Here is a 17,959-nt window from a genome sequence, read left to right on the forward strand (position 1 = left end):
GGTCTATGCCAGAAGTTCATTTTGGGATCGCCAAAGCGTCTGACACGTCGCGGATCAGACAGGTCGCAGGTTGGACAGTTCAAGGATGACCCCATGCGGGTCGGTCACACTTGGATGTTCTACCAGATCGAAGGACCATCGGTGAACGCTTTCTTCCACTTCGGCGCGGTAATCCCGGCCTTTGTGGAACAGGCCGCGCGCGCCTGACGTCAGCCATGGCGCCGACAGGTCCAGCAAGGTCGAAAGCGACGCCAAAGCCCGCGCCGTGACAACTTGCGGTGTCGAAACAAGCGCATGGCTGTCATCGATGCGGCGCGCCACGACTCGCGCCGGCAGCCTGAACTGCCCGACGACGGTCTGCAGGAAGGACGCCTTTTTGCGATTGCTTTCAACCAGGTCGATGCTGGCGCCGTCGCGCTCGGCAAGCAGGAAAGCCATGACAAGGCCCGGAAATCCGCCGCCCGAGCCGAGATCCACCCAGCGCGTGGCAACCGGTTCTATGCGTCCGAGTTGGGCGCTGTCCAGGATATGGCGCTGCCAGACATCGCCCGACGTCGATTGCGCCACCAGATTGATGCTGCGATTCCATTTCTGGAACATCTGCTCGAAGGCCACCAGCCGATCGAATGTTTCACGTGAAACCGGGCCTGCCGCGTCCTGCAGGCTCTCTAGGGAAATAGAACTCACGCAACTTCCTTTTGTGGGCGCTGGGTGCTTTCCGCGTGACGGACATGCGCGACGATGATCGCCAGCGCCGCCGGCGTCATGCCTTCCATGCGCTGGGCATCAGCGATGGAGCGCGGCCGCCGCGCCTGCATCTTCTGCTTCAGCTCGTTCGACAGACCCGGCACTCCGGCGAAATCGACCGTCTCGGGGATAAGCCGGCTCTCCTCATGCCGGATTTGCGCCACGTCAGTTTTCTGACGATCCAGATAGACAGAATACTTCGCTTCCGTCTCGAGGCGCTCCGCCGTCTTGCCGTCGATCGCCGCAAAGCGCGGATCGACGCCGGCCAGCCAAGCGACATCGACGTCAGGATAGGACAGCAATTCATAGCCGGACCGGCGCACGCCATCCCGGTTGATGTCCAGCCCGTGTCGCGCCGCCTCGTTCGGCGTCAGGGCGAGCGACTTCGCCAAGTCCCGCGCCTCATCCAGGCTTTGCATGACCTGCCCGTAGCGTTGCATGCGCTGTGCCGAAGCGATGCCCAGCTTCGCAGCCAGAGGCGTCAGTCGTTCATCCGCATTGTCGGCACGCAGCGACAGCCGGAATTCGGCCCGAGAGGTGAACATCCGGTAGGGTTCGCTGATGCCGCGGCTGGTCAGGTCGTCGACCATCACCCCAATATAGGCTTCGGTGCGGCTGAGCACGATCTGCTCGCTCCCCGCCGCCCGCCGCGCCGCATTGAGGCCTGCGAGCAAGCCTTGCCCGGCTGCTTCCTCATAGCCGGTCGTGCCGTTGATCTGCCCGGCGAGGAAAAGACCACTGATGCGCTTCGTCTCCAGCGTCTGATGCAGTTCGCGCGGATCGACGTGATCATACTCGATGGCATAGCCGGGCTGCAGCATGGTTGCGCGCTCCAGCCCTGGGATGGTTTTCAATATATCGAGCTGTACGTCTTCGGGCAGCGAGGTCGAAATACCATTGGGATAAACGGTATCATCGTCCAGCCCTTCCGGCTCCAGAAAGATCTGGTGCCCGTCCCTGTCGCCGAACTTGACGATCTTGTCCTCGATCGACGGGCAGTAGCGCGGTCCGACACCTTCGATCGAGCCGGAATACATGGCGGAGCGGCCGAGATTGGCGCGGATCAGCTCATGCGTGGCCGTCATCGTGCGGGTGATGCCGCACTCGATCTGCGGCGTGGTGATGCGGTCGGTCATCAGCGAGAACGGCACAGGATTCTCATCCGCCGCCTGGCTTTCCAGCGACGCCCAGTCGATGGTCCGGCCGTCGAGCCGCGGCGGCGTGCCGGTCTTCAGCCGACCGAGCTTGAAGCCGGCGCGGTCCATCGTCGCCGACAGACCAAGACTGGCCTGTTCGTTCATGCGGCCGGCAACAATCTTCTTCTCGCCGATATGGATAAGTCCGCGCAGGAAAGTTCCGGTCGTCAAAACGACAGCGCCACAGGCAAGCCGCCTTCCATCGGCCAGGAGAACGGCCACGATCTGCCCATCGTCGATTTCGAAGTCCAGAACCTCGCCTTCGACCACGTCGAGATCTTTCTGCTGCCGAATCGCTTCCTGCATGGCGAGGCGATAGAGCTTTCGGTCGGCCTGCGTGCGCGGCCCGCGTACTGCTGGGCCCTTGCGGCGGTTGAGCAGGCGGAACTGGATACCGGCAGCATCCGCCACCCGCCCCATCAAGCCGTCCATGGCATCGATCTCGCGGACCAGGTGACCCTTGCCGAGCCCGCCGATCGCCGGATTGCACGACATGACCCCGATCGTGTCGAAACGCAGCGTCACCAAAGCGGTCTTCGCACCGGCGCGCGCTGCAGCGCTGGCCGCCTCGCACCCGGCGTGGCCACCGCCCACCACAACCACATCATAGTGATTGGTCATTTCCAAACGTCCTAGACTCAAATGAATCAGGGACACATGTCCCCGTGAGGCTTTGCTGTCAAGAAAACTCCGCGGGTCGTTTCACGTGAAACAACCTTGCGGGCTGTCAGCTCCATGTTTCACGTGAGTCACCAAGGCTGCCTGACGCGTTTCACGTGAGTCACACAGGCAGCGCAGCGCGGTGGCCCAGACGAAGCCTCCCCGCCTTCGTCATCCACGGGCGGAGCGTCCGCGAATCGGCGTCGCGGAGACCCGAGGATCCATGCCGTGACCTTGGCCAAAGGGTACAGCGGAGCAGAATTCTGCATCGTGGCCGCTGCTTTGATGTCGCGGCATGGATCCTCGGGTCTGCGCTGCGTCGCTGCGCTCCTTGCTTCGCCCGTGGATGACGAAGCGATACACCGCACTGTTTCACGTGAGTCATTTCCCAATACAGAACTGTGAGAAAATCACATCCAGCATCTCCTCGACGTCGATGGCGCCGACAATACGGCCCAGGCGATCCGCGGCAAGCCGCAACTCTTCGGCGCGCAATTCCTGCCCGACAGTCTGGCCGTCGGTTGCACGAAGCAGGTGCCTATTCGCTGCGCCAAGCAATTCGACGTGGCGCAGGCGCGATGGCAAAACATCACCGACGCTGCCGGCTGCTTCGGCAGCTCGCCGGCCGATTTCCGCCAGCAGTCTCTCCACGCCCGTCCCGTTTTTTACCGAAATGACAAGGTTGTAGTCTTCCATCGCCCCGCTCGCCGCGCGGTCTTCCAGCAGATCGCGCTTGGTGCCAACGCGCAAGGTCGGCGCCGCGGTCGGCAATGAACGAATATCCCCAGGATTCGTAACATCCTGCAGCAACAGCAAGAGATCGGCGCCATACGCCTTGGCCCTCGCCTTCTCGATGCCGATCGCCTCGACCTTCCCCGGCGCATCGCGCAGCCCGGCCGTATCGGTAAGCCGGACCCGCAGCCCCTGGAGATCAAGTGTCACTTCAAGCAGATCCCGCGTCGTGCCGGGTTCATCCGTTACTATAGCGGCATCCCGCCGGGCCAGGGCATTGAACAGACTCGACTTACCGGCGTTGGGCGCGCCAAGGATCACGACCTCGAAGCCGTCGCGAATGATCTCGGCGGCGCGAAACCCGGCGATGTGGCGATCGATCTCGCCGATCATCGTCCTGACATCGGACCAGACCGTATCCGAAACGGAACCGGGGACATCGTCCTCATCGGCGAAATCGATTTCCGCCTCGATCATGGCGCGGGCATGGATCAGTCTGCGGCGCCAGCCGAGATAGAGTTCGCTCTGAACGCCTTCGGCATTTTGAACGGCAAAACGCCGCTGCGCCTCGGTCTCGGCATTGACGAGATCCGCCAGTGCCTCGGTCTCGACAAGGTCGACCTTGCCGTTGAGAAAGGCCCGGCGCGTGAATTCGCCGGGTTCCGCGTGCCTGACGCCGTCAAGGCCTGCGATCGTCTCCAGCATTTTTGCCACAACGGCACGACCGCCGTGAACATGGAATTCCGCAACGTCCTCGCCGGTGAAACTGGCCGGACCGCGAAAGAAAACGACCAGGCCGGTGTCGAGCACGGTCCCGTCGGGTGCCCTGAATCGGCGCAGAACTGCCGAGCGGTCCTTAACCATGCTGCCGGCAATCGTTTCGACCACGAATCGAGTCTGCGGGCCGGAAATGCGGATGACGCCAACCCCGGCCGGAAGCCGGCCGCTCGACAGCGCTACGATGGAACCGCCTGAAATCATTTGCCCGCTCTACCGAACCGCCCTAGCTTTACGCCTATCCGACCCATCCGAGTTTGCCCATCGTGACGTTGCCCGCGCAAAACCTGCTCGCTGAAGAAGCAAGCCCCTATCTGCAGCAGCACAGCGGCAATCCCGTGCACTGGCGCGCCTGGTCGCCGGCTTCGCTCGAGGAGGCGAAGGCGCTGGACAGGCCGATCCTGCTCTCGGTCGGCTATGCCGCCTGCCACTGGTGCCACGTCATGGCGCATGAAAGCTTCGAGAACGATGGTGTCGCCGCCGTCATGAACCGTCTGTTCGTCAATATCAAGGTCGACCGCGAGGAGCGTCCCGACATCGACCAGATCTATATGGCTGCACTCTCCGCCATGGGCGAGCAAGGCGGCTGGCCGCTGACCATGTTCCTGACGCCGGACGGCAAGCCGTTCTGGGGCGGCACCTATTTTCCGCGCGAGCCACGCTATGGCCGCCCCGGTTTCATCCAGGTGATGGAGGCGGTGGACAAGGCCTGGCGCGAGAAGCGGGCGAGCCTCAACCAGAGTGCCGACGGCCTGACCTTACATGTCGAGGCGCGGCTTGCCGGCTCGCATGCGAAAACAGGGCTCGATCGCGGCACGCTGGCTGAGCTTGCCAAGGGCATAGACGGCATGATCGACCGCGATCTCGGCGGCTTAAGCGGCGCGCCGAAATTCCCCAATGCGCCGTTCCTGCAAACGCTGTGGCTGTCCTGGCTGCGCGACGGCAACGCCAGCCACCGCGACGACGTCCTACTCAGTCTTGAGCAGATGGTGAGCGGCGGCATCTACGACCATATCGGCGGCGGGCTCAGCCGTTACTCGACCGACGCCGAATGGCTGGTGCCGCATTTCGAAAAGATGCTTTACGACAATGCCCAGCTGATCCGCTTCTGCAACTGGGCCTATGCCGCAAGCGGCAACGAGTTGTTCCGGGTCCGAATCGAAGAGACGATCGACTGGCTGCTGCGCGAAATGCGCGTCGACGGCGGCGCATTTGCCGCCAGTCTCGACGCCGACAGCGACGGCGAGGAAGGGCTGTTCTACACTTGGAGCAAAGACGAGGTCGAGGCCGCACTCGGTGACGATTCCGCCTTGTTTGTCAATCACTTCACGCTCTCCAGCCCGCATGGCTGGGAAGGCAAGCCGGTTGTTCACCAAACCCTGTCCCAGCAATCGCAATATGTGATCGATCGCGAAGAGATCAGCCCGCTCAAGGGGAAACTCCTTGCAGTCCGGGAAGAGCGGGTCAGGCCCGGCCTTGACGCAAAGACCCTCACCGACTGGAACGGCCAGATGATCGCGGCGATTGCAGAAGCCGGCCGGTCGCTGGCGCGGCCTGACTGGATCGATGCGGCGGCAAAAGCCTTTGCCCATATCCGCGCTGCAAGCCGCGACGGCCGCTTGCCGCATTCGATGCTCGGCGCCAGAAAACTGTTTCCTGCTTTGTCCAGCGACTATGCCGCCATGACCAACGCAGCCATCTCGCTGTTCGAGGCCACTGGGGATTGGAGCTATGTCGACCAGGCCGGCCAGTTTGTCGAGCAGCTCGACCATTGGCACGCCGATACCGAAAAGGCAGGTTATTACCTGACTGCCTCGGACAGCACCGACGTGCCGATCCGCATCCGCGGCGATGTCGACGAGGCCATTCCGTCCGCCACCGGCCAAATCATCGAAGCACTGGTCCGGCTCGCCTCCGTCACCGGCGATCTCGAGCTGCACGAGAAAGCCTGGGAGGTCGCCGAACATGCCGCCGGCCGTGCCGCAAACCAAGCCTATGGCCAGGCTGGCATCGTCAACGCCTGCGCGCTGGCGATCGAGCCGCTCAAACTGGTCATCGTCGATACGCTGGGCGATCCAAAGCTTGTTCCGGTTGCGAATCAAAACCCGGATCCAAGGCGGGTGGACATCATCGTGCCGATCGGTACGGATACGAATCGACCCTTGCTACCCGGCGGGATGCTGCCGCCGACCGATAAAGCGGGCGCCTGGCTCTGCACCGGCCAGGTTTGTCTTCCCGCCGTCACGGGTCCCGAAGAGCTGGAACGCCTTCTCAACCACCAATAGGTCAGGCGCCTTGCGCCGGCTCGGAGAACGCCTCGGTCGAAGAACCAGCCGGCCGGCGCTTGAACAGCAAATCCTTGGCGGCGATCACCGCACCGATGGTGATCAGCACGCAGGCGAGCGCCACCGACCAGTGAAACACACCAAAGCCTGCCAGCAACAGCACGATGACCGACAACAGCGGCGCGGCGTAGGACAGGGCGCCAAGGATCATGATGTCACCGTGCTTGCAGCCAAAATCCCAGGCGTAGAAGCCGGCTCCCAGAGGAATCGTGCCCAGAATGACGATAGCCGTCCACTGCGTCGGCGTCTGCGGCCAGACCGTGGTCTCAAGCATCAGGTGCAGCGAGAAAGCGACCGCCGCCGTGATGAAGCAATAACCGGCCACGACATCCGTCGGCACCTGGCCGAAGCGGCGTGACAGGACGGAATAGCCAGCCCAGATGAAGGCGCAGAAGAGCGCGATGACATGGCCCTTCATCACCCCATTGGCTAGGCCGACATTGCCGCCCTTGGTGATCACCACGATGGCGCCGGCAAGCCCGAGAACGACGCTCACGACGTGGTGAGCCTTCAGCCTCTCACCGGGCAGGAAAGCTGCAAAGACGACGATCAGCAATGGCCAGAGATAGGCGATCAGGCTGACCTCGACCGGCGGCGCCGACTGGATCGCAAAGAAATAGGCGCAGTGGTAGATGCACAGTCCCGCCGTGCCTATCGCCCAGACCGGCCATGGCTGCCGCAGCGACCGGATCGCGCCTGGGCGGAAAATCCAGCTGCCGGCGCCGACCAGCCCTCCGAGCAGGAAGGTCATGGCTGCCAGCTGAAACGGCGGGATCGAGCCCGCAGCGGTCGACAGCAGCGCCAGGAAGGACCAGGTCAGGATGGCCGAAAAGCCGATCAGGGTCGGGATTGTCTTCTTCACGTCGCTGCTTCCAGTTTGCAGACACGAGCTTTGCATGAACGCGAAATCGTCTGCCGCCACATACAGCCGCCCGATATCGGGAAAGCGACTTGCCGCCGGACAATGAAAAACCCCATCCCGGTTTCGCGGAATGGGGCTTCAATACACAGACCGGAAGATTTCGGCCTGACCTTTACGTGTTCATCGAATCGAAGAAATCCGCATTGGTCTTGGTCTGCTTGAGCTTATCGATCAGGAACTCGATCGCGTCGGTGGTTCCCATCGGCGCCAGGATGCGGCGCAGCACAAAAATCTTCTGCAGATCCTGCTTGGAAACCAGCAGGTCTTCCTTGCGGGTGCCGGACTTCAAGATGTCCATGGCCGGATAGATGCGCTTGTCGGCCACCTTGCGGTCGAGCTGGATTTCGCAGTTGCCGGTGCCCTTGAACTCTTCGAAGATGACTTCGTCCATGCGGCTGCCGGTATCGATCAGCGCGGTGGCGATGATGGTCAGCGAGCCGCCTTCCTCGATGTTGCGGGCGGCGCCGAAGAAGCGCTTCGGCCGCTGCAGGGCGTTGGCGTCGACACCACCGGTCAGCACCTTGCCGGATGACGGCACGACGGTGTTGTAGGCGCGGCCGAGGCGGGTGATCGAATCGAGCAGGATGACGACATCGCGGCCATGTTCGACCAGGCGCTTGGCCTTCTCGATGACCATTTCGGCGACCTGCACGTGGCGCACGGCCGGCTCGTCGAAGGTCGAGGAGATCACCTCGCCCTTCACCGAGCGCTGCATGTCGGTCACTTCTTCCGGCCGCTCGTCTATCAGAAGCACGATCAGATAGCATTCCGGATGGTTGGCGGTGATCGAGTGGGCGATGTTCTGCATCAGAACCGTCTTGCCGGTACGCGGCTGCGCGTTGATCAAAGCGCGCTGTCCCTTGCCGATCGGCGCTACCAGGTCGATCACACGGGCCGAGATGTCCTTGGTGGTCACATTCTCGATCTCCATCTTCAGCCGCTTGGTCGGATAGAGCGGCGTCAGATTGTCGAAGTGGATCTTGTGACGGATCTTCTCGGGATCGTCGAAATTGATGGTGTTGACCTTGAGCAGCGCGAAATAGCGCTCGCCCTCTTTCGGGCTGCGGATCGGCCCTTCGACCGTATCGCCGGTCTTCAGCGAAAAGCGCCGGATCTGCGACGGCGAAATATAGATGTCGTCGGGACCTGGCAGATAATTGGCGTTGGCGGAGCGCAGGAAGCCGAAACCGTCCTGCAGCACCTCGACCACGCCATCACCGATGATCTCGATCTCCTGGGCGGCCAGCTTCTTCAGGATCGCAAACATCAGCTCCTGCTTGCGCATGACGCTGGCGTTTTCGACCTCGAGCGACTCGGCATAAGCGATCAGCTCTGGCGGTTTCTTGTTCTTGAACTCGGCGAGTTTCATTTCTTGCATAGACGGACCTTGAATAGATGGAGTCTGGGTAGGCTTTGGGAAAATATCGGCGGGATGCGACAAATGCCGGGCGCGGCCGAAAACAACGAGGGGCGGCGCATGACGGGAAGGAAGACCCGTCTTTTATCGTCGGTCGGGTGAAAGAGCAAGCTGCGTTTTGCGTGCCCTATGAAGGCTTAAAACGCGTCAATGCCTGTCGCTGTCTCCTGGTCGTTTCTGAGCAGCATGCATCAGAACGGCTTGACCACCACCAGGATGACGATTGCGATCATCAGCAATGTGGGGATCTCGTTGACCATCCGCCAGTGCCTGGCCGGTTTTTCATTGCGGTCATCGGCGAATTTGCGCACCGCGCCCGAGAGATAGCCGTGCAGGGCCGACAGCAAAAGCACCGCTCCGATCTTGGCGTGAAGCCAGCCGCCCTGGAAACCAAAACCCTTCCAGGCGAGCCATAGGCCGAATACCCAGGTGACGATCATCGCCGGGTTGATGATGCCGCGCAGCAGGCGCCGCTCCATTACCTTGAAGGTCTCGGACTGCACCGAGCCCTTCTCGGCATCGGCGTGATAGACCAGCAGCCGCGGCAGATAGAGCATGCCCGCCATCCATGAGATGACGGCGAGGATATGGATCGCCTTGGCCCAGGGATAGAAACTGTCGGGTGCGGCGAAATACAAAAGCGCGGTGAAAACGACCAGCACGGCGATACCGATCGTCATGCGCATCATCGCCTGGCCGGTGCTGTTCGTGTTTTTCATCTCAGCCATCAGCGTGTCGCGCTCCGCACCTGTTTCACCATCGCCTCGACATGAGCGATCGGCGTCTCCGGCGTGATGCCGTGACCGAGATTGAAGATCAGCGGCCCGTCTCCCAGCGCCTTCAGGATCGCCTCGACACCATCCGACAGCGCCTTGCCGCCAGCCACGAGCCGCAAGGGATCGAGATTGCCCTGAACCGCACCTGAGCGCTGCAATTCCTTCGCCGCGACCAAGGGCACCGTCCAGTCGATCCCCAGCGCCGTTACGCCGGTCTTTTGCCGATAGGTCCGGTAGCGCGAACCGGCGCCCTTGGGAAAACCGATGATCGGAACATCGGGATGAACCGCCCGCACCCGGCCAACGATCTCGGCCATTGGCTGAACGCAGAACAGGTCGAAAGTTTCATCGTCCAGCACGCCGGACCAGGAATCGAAAATCTGCACCACATCCGCGCCCGCCTCGATCTGGCGGATGAGATAGGCGGCCGAATGTTCGGCAAGCACCTTCAGCAGTCGTTGAAACGCCACCGGCTCGCGATAGGCAAAAAGCCGCGCCGGCGCCTGGTCGGGTGTGCCATGGCCGGCGATCATGTAGGTCGCCACCGTCCACGGCGCGCCGCAGAAGCCTATCAGGGTTGTCTCTTCGGGCAGTTTGGCCCGCAACCGGCGAACCGTCTCGTAGACCGGTTCGAGATTCACGTGAAACACCTTGCCTTCCAGAGCCAAAATCTCCGGCGCGGTGATCGGCGTCAGCAGCGGCCCTCTGCCCTCTTCGAAGCGCACGTCACGGCCAAGCGCATGCGGAACGACAAGGATATCGGAAAACAGGATCGAGGCATCGAAACCAAAACGCTCGATCGGCTGCAAGGTCACTTCGACCGCAAGGTCAGGATCGTAGCAGAGGTCCAGGAACGAGCCTGCTCGCCTGCGTGTCTCCCGATACTCCGGCAGATAGCGCCCGGCCTGACGCATCATCCAGAGCGGAGGCGGAAAATGAGCCTTGCCCTTCAGGACATCCAGCATGATCCGGTTCTGGGGCATCGGGCGCTCGCTTCTCCCAGCCTCTTCTATAATCAAAGATTCTTATATCTAAGATTCTTCTGATTCTAAGAGTCTGTTGGTTCTGGTGGTTGTCACCTGTCCCGCTTTGCCCCGGAAAACACCAGCCAACATATTGTCGCGTGCTTCTTTTTCCCAGATGTAGGGTTCTGGGGATAGCTCCGAATCGATCAATCGAGTCAAAGTGTTAGGCACAGCGGTGAAAGGCGGGTCCTGTGGACGGACCGTAGTCGAAAAAAGCCGTCCCCAAACTTGTCCCCAGTCGCCCGACGAAGCTGACAGCGCATCGAATTGTGGACAAACTGCCATCTGATACAGTCGCCTCCGACAGGCCAGTCTTTTCATCCCGCTTTATCCACAGAAGCCCACAGCCCCAGGTGACCCCTGTGAACAAACCCCAGAGCTTCTTCCACCTGCACCTGATTTCCGACGCGACCGGCGAAACGCTGCTTGCCGCCGGCCGGGCAGCTTCGGCGCAGTATAAGGACGCGCGCGCCATAGAGCATATCTATCCGCTGATCCGCACCGAAAAGCAGGTGGCGAAGGTGTTCGAGGACATCGAGGAGGAACCGGGCATCATCCTCTATACGGTCGTCGACCAGAAGCTGGCGCGCGGCATCGACGAGCGCTGCGCGGCCATGGGCCTGCCCTGTGTATCGGTGCTGGAGCCGGTGCTGACCGTGTTCCAGTCCTATCTCGGCACCCCGGCCGGCCGGCGCGTCGGCGCCCAGCATGTCCTCGACGCCGAATATTTCCGCCGCATCGATGCGCTCAATTTCACCATGGACCATGATGACGGCCAATTGCCGCTCAATATGGACGATGCCGATGTGGTGCTGATCGGCATTTCTCGCACGTCGAAGACGCCGACCAGCATCTATCTCGCCAACCGCGGCATCAAGACCGCCAACATCCCGATCGTGCTCGGCGTGCCGGTGCCGGAAAGCCTGGTTGCCGCCAGCAAGCCCCTGATCGTCGGGCTGATCGCCACCGCCGAGCGCATCTCGCATGTCCGGCAAAACCGCATCCTCGGCAACAGCAGCTTGTATGAGGCATCGGATTATGTCGACCGCGCGGCGATCAGCGAAGAGCTCGCCTATGCCCGCAAGATCTGCACGCGCCATGGCTGGCCGATGATCGACGTCAGCCGCCGCTCGATCGAGGAAACGGCGGCGGCCATCGTTGCCCTGCGGGGGAAGACGAGATAAATGAGGCCAGCAGCCGGGTGAGGTTTTGCCCGGCTATTTCGACGCCGCGAAGTTCGAAGGTCACGGCATGGATCCTAGGGTCTGCGCCGCGTCGCTTGGCTCCTTGCTTCGCCCTAGGATGACGAAGGGACGATTGTCTCGGCCAATTTCGAAGGTTTGCGATTGCCACCAGCTGCTGTTCGACAGCGCAGATGCCAAACCCGACATCCGCGATTGGCCAAAAAAGCCATCACGCCTTCGTCATCCTAGGGCGGAGCAGGAGCGAAGCGACGTCGCGGAGACCCTAGGATCCATGCCGTGACGGTGGTCGAAGGTGCCAGCGGTTTTCTGTTGGAGCCAGAATCTCAACAACGGTTAGACAATTGATCAGGCGCTTAAAACCATGACCGAGAAACTCATCCTCGCTTCCGGCAGCCCGTTCCGCAAGGCGATGCTGGTCAACGCCGGCGTCGAGGTCGAGGCGGTTCCGGCCGAAGTCGACGAGCGCGCGCTCGAGGGGCCTTTGCAGGATAGCGGCGTCTCGCCCGAGGACGTCGCCCTGGTGCTGGCCGAGGCCAAGGCCACAGAAGTCAGCGAGCGCAGGCCGGGCGCCCTGGTTCTGGGCTGCGACCAGACGCTGTCGCTCGGCGACGAGGTGTTCCACAAGCCGGCCGATAGGGAAGGCGCGCGCCGTCATCTCCTGGCGCTGTCGGGCAAGACCCATCAGTTGAACAGCGCCGCCGTGCTGGTCCGCGATGGCAGGGTTTTGTGGCGGCATGTCGGCATCGCTTCGATGACCATGCGCAAGCTTGACCCAGCCTTCATCGGCCGCCACCTCGCCCGCGTCGGCGCCAAGGCGCTGGGAAGCGTCGGCGCCTATCAGATCGAAGGCGAAGGCATTCAATTGTTCGAGAAAATCGAGGGCGATCATTTCACCATTGTCGGCCTGCCGCTTCTGCCGCTGCTGGCCGAACTGCGTGACCTGGGAGCGATCGATGGCTGAGGTGTCAAAGAAGGCCTTCGTGTCAGGCCATCCGGTCAAGCATTCGCGCTCGCCGAAGATCCATGGCCACTGGCTGGCCAAACATGGCATCGACGGGAGCTACCAGGCCATCGATGTCGCGCCGCAGGATTTTGGCGCGTTCGTGAAAACGCTGCAGGCAAACGACTTCCGCGGCGGCAACATCACCATCCCGCACAAGGAAGCGGCTTTCGCATTGGCCGAACGCCGCGACCAGGCGGCGCAAGAAATCGGCGCCGTCAACACGCTGTGGTTCGAGGACGGCGTCCTGTGTGGCGGCAACACCGACGCGCACGGCTTTGCCGCCAACCTCGACGATCATGCGCCGGGCTGGGCGAGCAAGGGTCCGGCGGTGGTGCTTGGCGCCGGCGGCGCGTCGCGCGCCGTCATCCATGCGCTGAAGGAGCGCGGCGTTGCCGACATCCGCATCGTCAACCGCACTCTGGCCCGGGCGCAGGAACTGCGCGATCGTTTCGGCGCCGGTGTCTCGGCGCATGGCATGGCGGCTACGGATGAACTGCTCGGCGATGCCGGCCTGCTGATAAACACCACGGCGCTCGGCATGCATGGCAATGAAGGCCTGTCGGCCGATCCCGCCCGGCTGCCCGACCACGCCGTCGTCACCGACATCGTCTATGTGCCGCTGGAGACGCCGCTGCTCGCGGCCGCCCGTGCGCGAAAGCTGAAGGCGGTCGACGGCCTCGGCATGCTGCTGCATCAGGCCGTGCCCGGCTTCGAGCGCTGGTTCGGCGTCAGGCCGCGGGTGACGGCCGAACTCCGGGCCCTGATCGTCGCCGATCTGGCGCCGAAGCCATGATCGTGCTCGGCCTCACCGGCTCGATCGGCATGGGCAAGTCGACCACGGCCAGGATGTTCACTGACGCCGGCGTGCCGGTCCATGATTCCGACGAGACGGTGCATCGCCTCTATGCCGGCAAGGCGGCGCCCCTGGTCGAAGCCGCCTTTCCCGGCACCACATCTGCCGGGGTGGTCGACCGGACAAAGCTTGGCGCGCGTGTGCTCGGCGACGCCGCCGCGCTGAAGCGGCTCGAGGCCATCATCCATCCGCTGGTGCGCGCCGACGCCGATGCCTTTCTGGCCAGGCATCGTAGATCAGGCGCGCCGATCGCCGTCCTCGATATTCCCCTGCTGTTCGAAACCGGCGGCCGCAACCGCGTCGACAAGGTCGTCGTCGTCACTGCGTCGGCCGAGACCCAGCGCGCCCGCGTGCTGGCGCGGCCCGGCATGACGGAGGAAAAGCTGGCGTCGATCCTGACTAAGCAGGTGCCGGATGCGGAAAAGCGGCGTCAGGCCGATTTCATCGTCGACACCGGCCAGGGGCTGGACGCCGCGCGGGATCAGGTGAATGCGATCATTGCGGAACTGATCGGGGTCGGCAAGCCGGGCCATTGACACTGGCTGCCGTCTGTCAACGTCAGCGCCGTCCCTCATCTGCCTGCCGGCATCATCTTCTCCCCGTGTAGTGACGGGGAGAAGGAGCTGGCCGCGACCTCGGCTACTCTCTTGCAAACGCAGGAGATTGGCGAAATCCTTTGCGAAGGCGTCCTTCTCCCCGTCACTATAGGGGGAGAAGTGCCCGGCAGTGCGATGAGGGGCAGCGCAAACCTGTAGTGATTGCCCTGATCAGCTCGTTTCCCATTGCCATTTTGTTCCGGTCTCATGATTCTGCTCCTTTGGAGCGACTGATTCGATGCGTGAGATCATCTTCGACACGGAAACCACCGGCCTCGATTCGCGCGACGACCGCGTGATCGAGCTTGGCGGCGTCGAGTTGATCAACCGCTTCCCGACCGGAAAGACCTTCCACCACTACATCAACCCGCAAGGGCGCGCGATCCATGCCGAGGCACAGGCGGTGCACGGCATCAGCGCGGCGGACCTCGCGGGCAAGCCGACCTTTGCCGAGATTGTGCAGGAATGGCTGGACTTCACCGACGGCGCCAAGCTGGTCGCCCACAATGCGACGTTCGACGTCGGCTTCCTCAACGTCGAGTTCGGCCGGCTGGGCCACCCCGTCATCGACAACGGCCTCGTCGTCGACACGCTGGCGCTGGCGCGCCGCAAGCACCCGATGGGCCCCAATTCGCTCGATGCGCTCTGCCGGCGTTACGGCATCGACAACACCAGGCGCACCAAGCACGGCGCCCTGCTCGATTCCGAATTGCTGGCCGAGGTCTATATCGAGCTGATCGGCGGCAAGCAGGCGGCCCTTATCCTCGACAGCGCCACCGCGCCGGCGCAAGGCGAAAATGTCCGCCAGATCGAGATCATCATCAGCCAGCGCCCGGCACCCCTGCGGCCCCGCCTCACCGAAGCCGAACGCGCCGCGCACGCCGGCATGGTCGGGACGTTGGGTGAGAAGGCGTTGTGGCTGAAGGTTGCTGCTGGCAGTTAGAGAAGCGATGGCGGCAAGGCTGGAAGGGCCGACCCTCAAGATTGGCAGCGGACCCGATAACTTCGTCATCCTAGGGCGAAGCAAGGAGCGAAGCGACGCGGCGCAGACCCTAGGATCCATGCCGTGACGGTGATGATATGTTCCGGCGGTGCAAGAAACCGAGCGTTACCACCCCGCCCCGCGAAACAGCTCGAACCACTCTGGATTGGCCTTTTCGATCATTCGATCTTCCATTGGCGCGGCCAGCGCTTCAGGGACTTCTCACGTTGGATCGCATCGGTGATGTCGAAAAACTCCTCGTACCAGACCAACCGCTGAACACCGTAGCGGCTGGTGAAATTAGAGCCTTGGCCCGACTTGTGCTCCGGCATGCGGCGACCGAGGTCGTTGGTGACACCGATATAGAGGGGTGCCACCTTTCTGGCTCGCAGTCATGTAGACATAACCGGTCATGGTTTTAGCGTAGCGAGCACAGGCGCGGGGACAAGCGCCATTCTGATCCGTTGCATTTTAAGGCGAATGTCACGGCATGGATCCTAGGGTCTGCGCTGCGTCGCTACGCTCCTTGCTCCGCCCTAGGATGACGAAGACGCGAGGGGCCTTCAGCCAACCTCGAAGGCGCGCTGCCCCGCCAGCGTTCCAAACAGAAAACCCGGCACAAGGCCGTGTTCTCAGAAACAACAACGATGACAGCAGGCCTCAGCTCACCTTGACCTTGGACGCCTCGTCCTCGGCCAGCTTCTGCTGGAACATCTGGGCGAAGTCGATCGGGTCGAGCATCAGCGGCGGGAAGCCGCCATTGCGGGTTGCCTCGGCGATGATCTGCCGGGCGAACGGGAACAAAAGGCGCGGGCATTCGATGAACAGGATCGGCAGCATGTGCTCCTGCGGAAAGCCTGCGATGGCGAACACGCCGCCATAGACCAGCTCGACATTGAACAGCACTTCCTGGTCGAAGGACGCCTTGGCGTTCAGCGTCAGATTGACGTCGAACTGCTTGTCGGAGAGCGGGTTGGCGTTGACGTTGACGTTGATGGCGATGCCCGGCGCCTTGTCGCGGCCGCGCAGCGAATTCGGCGCGCCGGGGCTTTCGAACGACAGGTCCTTCACATATTGCGCCAGAACGTTGAGCGACGGCTGCGCCGCATTGCCGTTTCCGTTGGCTGCGCCGACCGGCGCGTCATCCTTGCTGGCCATAAGCCTTGTCCTCTTGCCTGGGCAGCGTCGCTGACCGAATTGAAATCGGGCGTTCGCTACCATGGCGGGGATGACAAGACAAGGTTTGCCGCCTTGCTTCTCGGCTGCGGATATAGATGGGACGGCGCCCTAATCGTCCTTCAGGCGGCGCCACGGCGAGTTGTGATCCGGGCCGCGCTTCAGATCGTCCTCGCGCGAATAGTCGCCGTCTTCGAGGTCGATGACCCTGTCGCGCTGGCGGCTGCGAAAACCGCCGGTCGAGAAATCGGTGCCGACGACAATACGGCCCTTGAACCGGTTCCAGGCAAAGTCGCGCAACGGCGGCAGGAACAGCAGCAGGCCGATGATGTCTGATATGAAGCCGGGGATGATCAGGAGGACCGCCGCAACCACGATCATGGCGCCGTGCGCAAGGTGGCGGCTTGGGTTCTGGCCGGCGGCCATCTCGGTGCGGATGCGGGCCATCACGCCAAAGCCCTGGTACCGGAGCAAAAGCACGCCGGCGATGCTCGAGGCCAGCACGAGGCCGACCGTCGCCAGCGCGCCGACCTCACGGCCGACGATGACGAAACCGGCGATTTCCAGCAGCGGAAGCGCGAGGAGAAAGAAGGGAAGCAGCGAAATGCGCAAGTCTTGCCAACCTTTTTTCGATTGTTATGACGTTTCGATTGTTTTGGCCGCCAGTTGGCAATCGCCGCTGGCACTGAGGCTGTTAGATAGGTATGCCTGCCTTTGATTTGAATGATTGCGCCTTGCGTTCTATATGCTTTGAATGTTGAACGCTATGCGACCGTGGCCATTGGGCCTGACGGTCCGGCCACAGGGCAGGAATTGATTGGCGGAAGATATGGGATTCTTCGACTTCGGCACGATTTTCTTCCTGATTGCGGCGGTGGTCATCTTTTTCCAGCTGCGCAATGTGCTGGGCCGCCGCACCGGCAGCGAACGGCCGCCCTTCGATCCCTATTCGGCGGCTCGCACCGGCGACAAGGATGCCGCCCAGAAATCAGAAAATGTCGTCTCGCTGCCGCGCAAGCGCCCGCCAGGCGAGCTGGCTCCCGACACCTATGCCGCGATCGACGCATTCGCCAAGCCCGATACCGACCTCAACAAGGGCCTGCGCACGATCAAGGACAATGATCCGTCCTTCGAGCCGAAGGGTTTCGTCGACGGCGCCAAGATGGCTTACGAGATGATCGTCATGGCCTATGCCGACGGCGATCGCAAAACGCTGAAGAACCTGTTGTCGCGCGAGGTCTATGACGGCTTTGTCGCCGCCATCGGTGAGCGCGAGGCCAAGGCGGAAAAGATCCAGTCCTCCTTCGTCGGCATCGACAAGGCCGACATCGTCTCGGCCGAGATGAAGGGCGGCGAGGCGCATGTCACGCTGCGCATCATCAGCGAGCTGATTTCGGCGACCCGCGACAAGGCCGGCGCGGTCATCGACGGCGACCCGGAAACCGTCGCAGAGGTCAAGGATGTCTGGACCTTCGCCCGCGACACGCGCTCGCGCGACCCGAACTGGAAGCTCGTCGCCACCGAGGAAGAAGACTAGTTCGGAAACA

16 protein-coding genes and 1 pseudogene are annotated in these 17,959 nt (G+C 62.4%); 7 read left to right on the forward strand and 10 right to left on the reverse strand.

The window, feature by feature from the left end:
- Positions 1–54: 54 nt before the first annotated feature.
- The 3 genes from rsmG to mnmE form a co-directional block, all read right to left on the reverse strand.
- The gene (rsmG, locus tag NKJ00_RS03670; RefSeq protein WP_031213658.1) at positions 55–687 is read right to left on the reverse strand and encodes a 16S rRNA (guanine(527)-N(7))-methyltransferase RsmG; all 633 of its coding nucleotides are present in this window, start codon (positions 685–687) and stop codon (positions 55–57) included.
- Positions 684–2,564 (reverse strand): tRNA uridine-5-carboxymethylaminomethyl(34) synthesis enzyme MnmG, encoded by a 1,881-nt coding sequence (gene mnmG / locus NKJ00_RS03675; RefSeq protein WP_023813407.1) that lies wholly within the window; start codon positions 2,562–2,564, stop codon positions 684–686. The genes rsmG and mnmG overlap by 4 nt, the downstream gene beginning before the upstream one ends.
- A gap of 420 nt (positions 2,565–2,984) precedes the next feature.
- The gene (mnmE, locus tag NKJ00_RS03680; protein ID WP_352628789.1) at positions 2,985–4,316 is read right to left on the reverse strand and encodes a tRNA uridine-5-carboxymethylaminomethyl(34) synthesis GTPase MnmE; all 1,332 of its coding nucleotides are present in this window, start codon (positions 4,314–4,316) and stop codon (positions 2,985–2,987) included.
- 62 nt (positions 4,317–4,378) lie between these two features.
- Here mnmE and NKJ00_RS03685 point away from each other — a divergent pair, with 62 nt between their 5' ends.
- Positions 4,379–6,397 (forward strand): thioredoxin domain-containing protein, encoded by a 2,019-nt coding sequence (locus NKJ00_RS03685; RefSeq protein WP_352628791.1) that lies wholly within the window; start codon positions 4,379–4,381, stop codon positions 6,395–6,397.
- Position 6,398: 1 nt separating this feature from the next.
- Here the strand turns inward: NKJ00_RS03685 and yddG are convergent, their stop codons facing one another.
- The 4 genes from yddG to hemE form a co-directional block, all read right to left on the reverse strand.
- Positions 6,399–7,319: an aromatic amino acid exporter YddG gene (gene yddG / locus NKJ00_RS03690; protein WP_352628793.1), complete on the reverse strand. Its 921-nt coding sequence runs from the start codon at positions 7,317–7,319 to the stop codon at positions 6,399–6,401.
- Positions 7,320–7,491: 172 nt separating this feature from the next.
- A complete protein-coding gene (gene rho, locus NKJ00_RS03695) occupies positions 7,492–8,757 on the reverse strand; it encodes a transcription termination factor Rho (RefSeq protein ID WP_013528732.1) in 1,266 nt (421 codons plus the stop codon).
- Positions 8,758–8,987: 230 nt separating this feature from the next.
- Entirely contained in the window at positions 8,988–9,524 is a 537-nt protein-coding gene (hemJ, locus tag NKJ00_RS03700) for a protoporphyrinogen oxidase HemJ (protein WP_352555691.1), read from the reverse strand.
- A complete protein-coding gene (gene hemE / locus NKJ00_RS03705) occupies positions 9,524–10,555 on the reverse strand; it encodes a uroporphyrinogen decarboxylase (protein ID WP_352628795.1) in 1,032 nt (343 codons plus the stop codon). The genes hemJ and hemE overlap by 1 nt, the downstream gene beginning before the upstream one ends.
- Positions 10,556–10,866: 311 nt before the next feature.
- Here hemE and NKJ00_RS03710 point away from each other — a divergent pair, with 311 nt between their 5' ends.
- The 5 genes from NKJ00_RS03710 to dnaQ all read left to right on the forward strand — a co-directional run bounded on the left by NKJ00_RS03710 (position 10,867) and on the right by dnaQ (position 15,197).
- Positions 10,867–11,781 carry a pyruvate, water dikinase regulatory protein gene (locus NKJ00_RS03710; RefSeq protein WP_502895900.1) on the forward strand — a complete coding sequence of 305 codons (915 nt, stop codon included), beginning with the start codon at positions 10,867–10,869 and terminating at the stop codon, positions 11,779–11,781.
- Positions 11,782–12,163: 382 nt separating this feature from the next.
- Positions 12,164–12,763, forward strand: coding sequence for a Maf-like protein (locus tag NKJ00_RS03715; protein WP_352612569.1), 600 nt, complete (start codon positions 12,164–12,166; stop codon positions 12,761–12,763).
- On the forward strand, positions 12,756–13,598 hold the full coding sequence (locus NKJ00_RS03720; RefSeq protein ID WP_352612570.1) for a shikimate dehydrogenase: 843 nt from the start codon (positions 12,756–12,758) through the stop codon (positions 13,596–13,598). The genes NKJ00_RS03715 and NKJ00_RS03720 overlap by 8 nt, the downstream gene beginning before the upstream one ends.
- A complete protein-coding gene (coaE, locus tag NKJ00_RS03725) occupies positions 13,595–14,194 on the forward strand; it encodes a dephospho-CoA kinase (protein ID WP_352612572.1) in 600 nt (199 codons plus the stop codon). Before NKJ00_RS03720 ends, coaE begins: the two co-directional genes overlap by 4 nt.
- 298 nt (positions 14,195–14,492) lie before the next feature.
- Positions 14,493–15,197, forward strand: coding sequence for a DNA polymerase III subunit epsilon (gene dnaQ, locus NKJ00_RS03730; RefSeq protein ID WP_352612574.1), 705 nt, complete (start codon positions 14,493–14,495; stop codon positions 15,195–15,197).
- 165 nt (positions 15,198–15,362) lie between these two features.
- On the opposite strand, the pseudogene NKJ00_RS03735 reads toward dnaQ, so the two are convergent.
- From NKJ00_RS03735 to NKJ00_RS03745, 3 genes and pseudogenes are all read right to left on the reverse strand, one after another.
- Positions 15,363–15,650 (reverse strand): annotated as a pseudogene (locus NKJ00_RS03735) (GIY-YIG nuclease family protein).
- A gap of 246 nt (positions 15,651–15,896) precedes the next feature.
- Positions 15,897–16,394: a protein-export chaperone SecB gene (gene secB, locus NKJ00_RS03740; protein WP_023813420.1), complete on the reverse strand. Its 498-nt coding sequence runs from the start codon at positions 16,392–16,394 to the stop codon at positions 15,897–15,899.
- Between the two features lie 129 nt (positions 16,395–16,523).
- Positions 16,524–17,024: an FxsA family protein gene (locus tag NKJ00_RS03745; RefSeq protein ID WP_352628799.1), complete on the reverse strand. Its 501-nt coding sequence runs from the start codon at positions 17,022–17,024 to the stop codon at positions 16,524–16,526.
- 217 nt (positions 17,025–17,241) lie between these two features.
- On the opposite strand from NKJ00_RS03745, the gene NKJ00_RS03750 reads away from it, so the two are divergent.
- Positions 17,242–17,949 (forward strand): Tim44/TimA family putative adaptor protein, encoded by a 708-nt coding sequence (locus NKJ00_RS03750; protein ID WP_352628801.1) that lies wholly within the window; start codon positions 17,242–17,244, stop codon positions 17,947–17,949.
- Positions 17,950–17,959: the final 10 nt, after the last annotated feature.

It is taken from the genome of Mesorhizobium sp. M0227 (genome assembly GCF_040321855.1).
In the GTDB taxonomy this organism is placed as follows: domain Bacteria; phylum Pseudomonadota; class Alphaproteobacteria; order Rhizobiales; family Rhizobiaceae; genus Mesorhizobium.

Excerpts from the sequence above, each read along its gene's own strand:
- coaE (WP_352612572.1), top strand. The coding sequence starts at position 13,595 with ATGATCGTGCTCGGCCTCACCGGCTCGATCGGCATGGGCAAGTCGACC.
- mnmE (WP_352628789.1), bottom strand. The coding sequence starts at position 4,316 with ATGATTTCAGGCGGTTCCATCGTAGCGCTGTCGAGCGGCCGGCTTCCG.
- NKJ00_RS03750 (WP_352628801.1), top strand. The coding sequence starts at position 17,242 with ATGGGATTCTTCGACTTCGGCACGATTTTCTTCCTGATTGCGGCGGTG.
- hemE (WP_352628795.1), bottom strand. The coding sequence starts at position 10,555 with ATGCCCCAGAACCGGATCATGCTGGATGTCCTGAAGGGCAAGGCTCAT.
- NKJ00_RS03720 (WP_352612570.1), top strand. The coding sequence starts at position 12,756 with ATGGCTGAGGTGTCAAAGAAGGCCTTCGTGTCAGGCCATCCGGTCAAG.
- rho (WP_013528732.1), bottom strand. The coding sequence starts at position 8,757 with ATGCAAGAAATGAAACTCGCCGAGTTCAAGAACAAGAAACCGCCAGAG.
- secB (WP_023813420.1), bottom strand. The coding sequence starts at position 16,394 with ATGGCCAGCAAGGATGACGCGCCGGTCGGCGCAGCCAACGGAAACGGC.
- mnmG (WP_023813407.1), bottom strand. The coding sequence starts at position 2,564 with ATGACCAATCACTATGATGTGGTTGTGGTGGGCGGTGGCCACGCCGGG.
- hemJ (WP_352555691.1), bottom strand. The coding sequence starts at position 9,524 with ATGGCTGAGATGAAAAACACGAACAGCACCGGCCAGGCGATGATGCGC.
- NKJ00_RS03715 (WP_352612569.1), top strand. The coding sequence starts at position 12,164 with ATGACCGAGAAACTCATCCTCGCTTCCGGCAGCCCGTTCCGCAAGGCG.
- dnaQ (WP_352612574.1), top strand. The coding sequence starts at position 14,493 with ATGCGTGAGATCATCTTCGACACGGAAACCACCGGCCTCGATTCGCGC.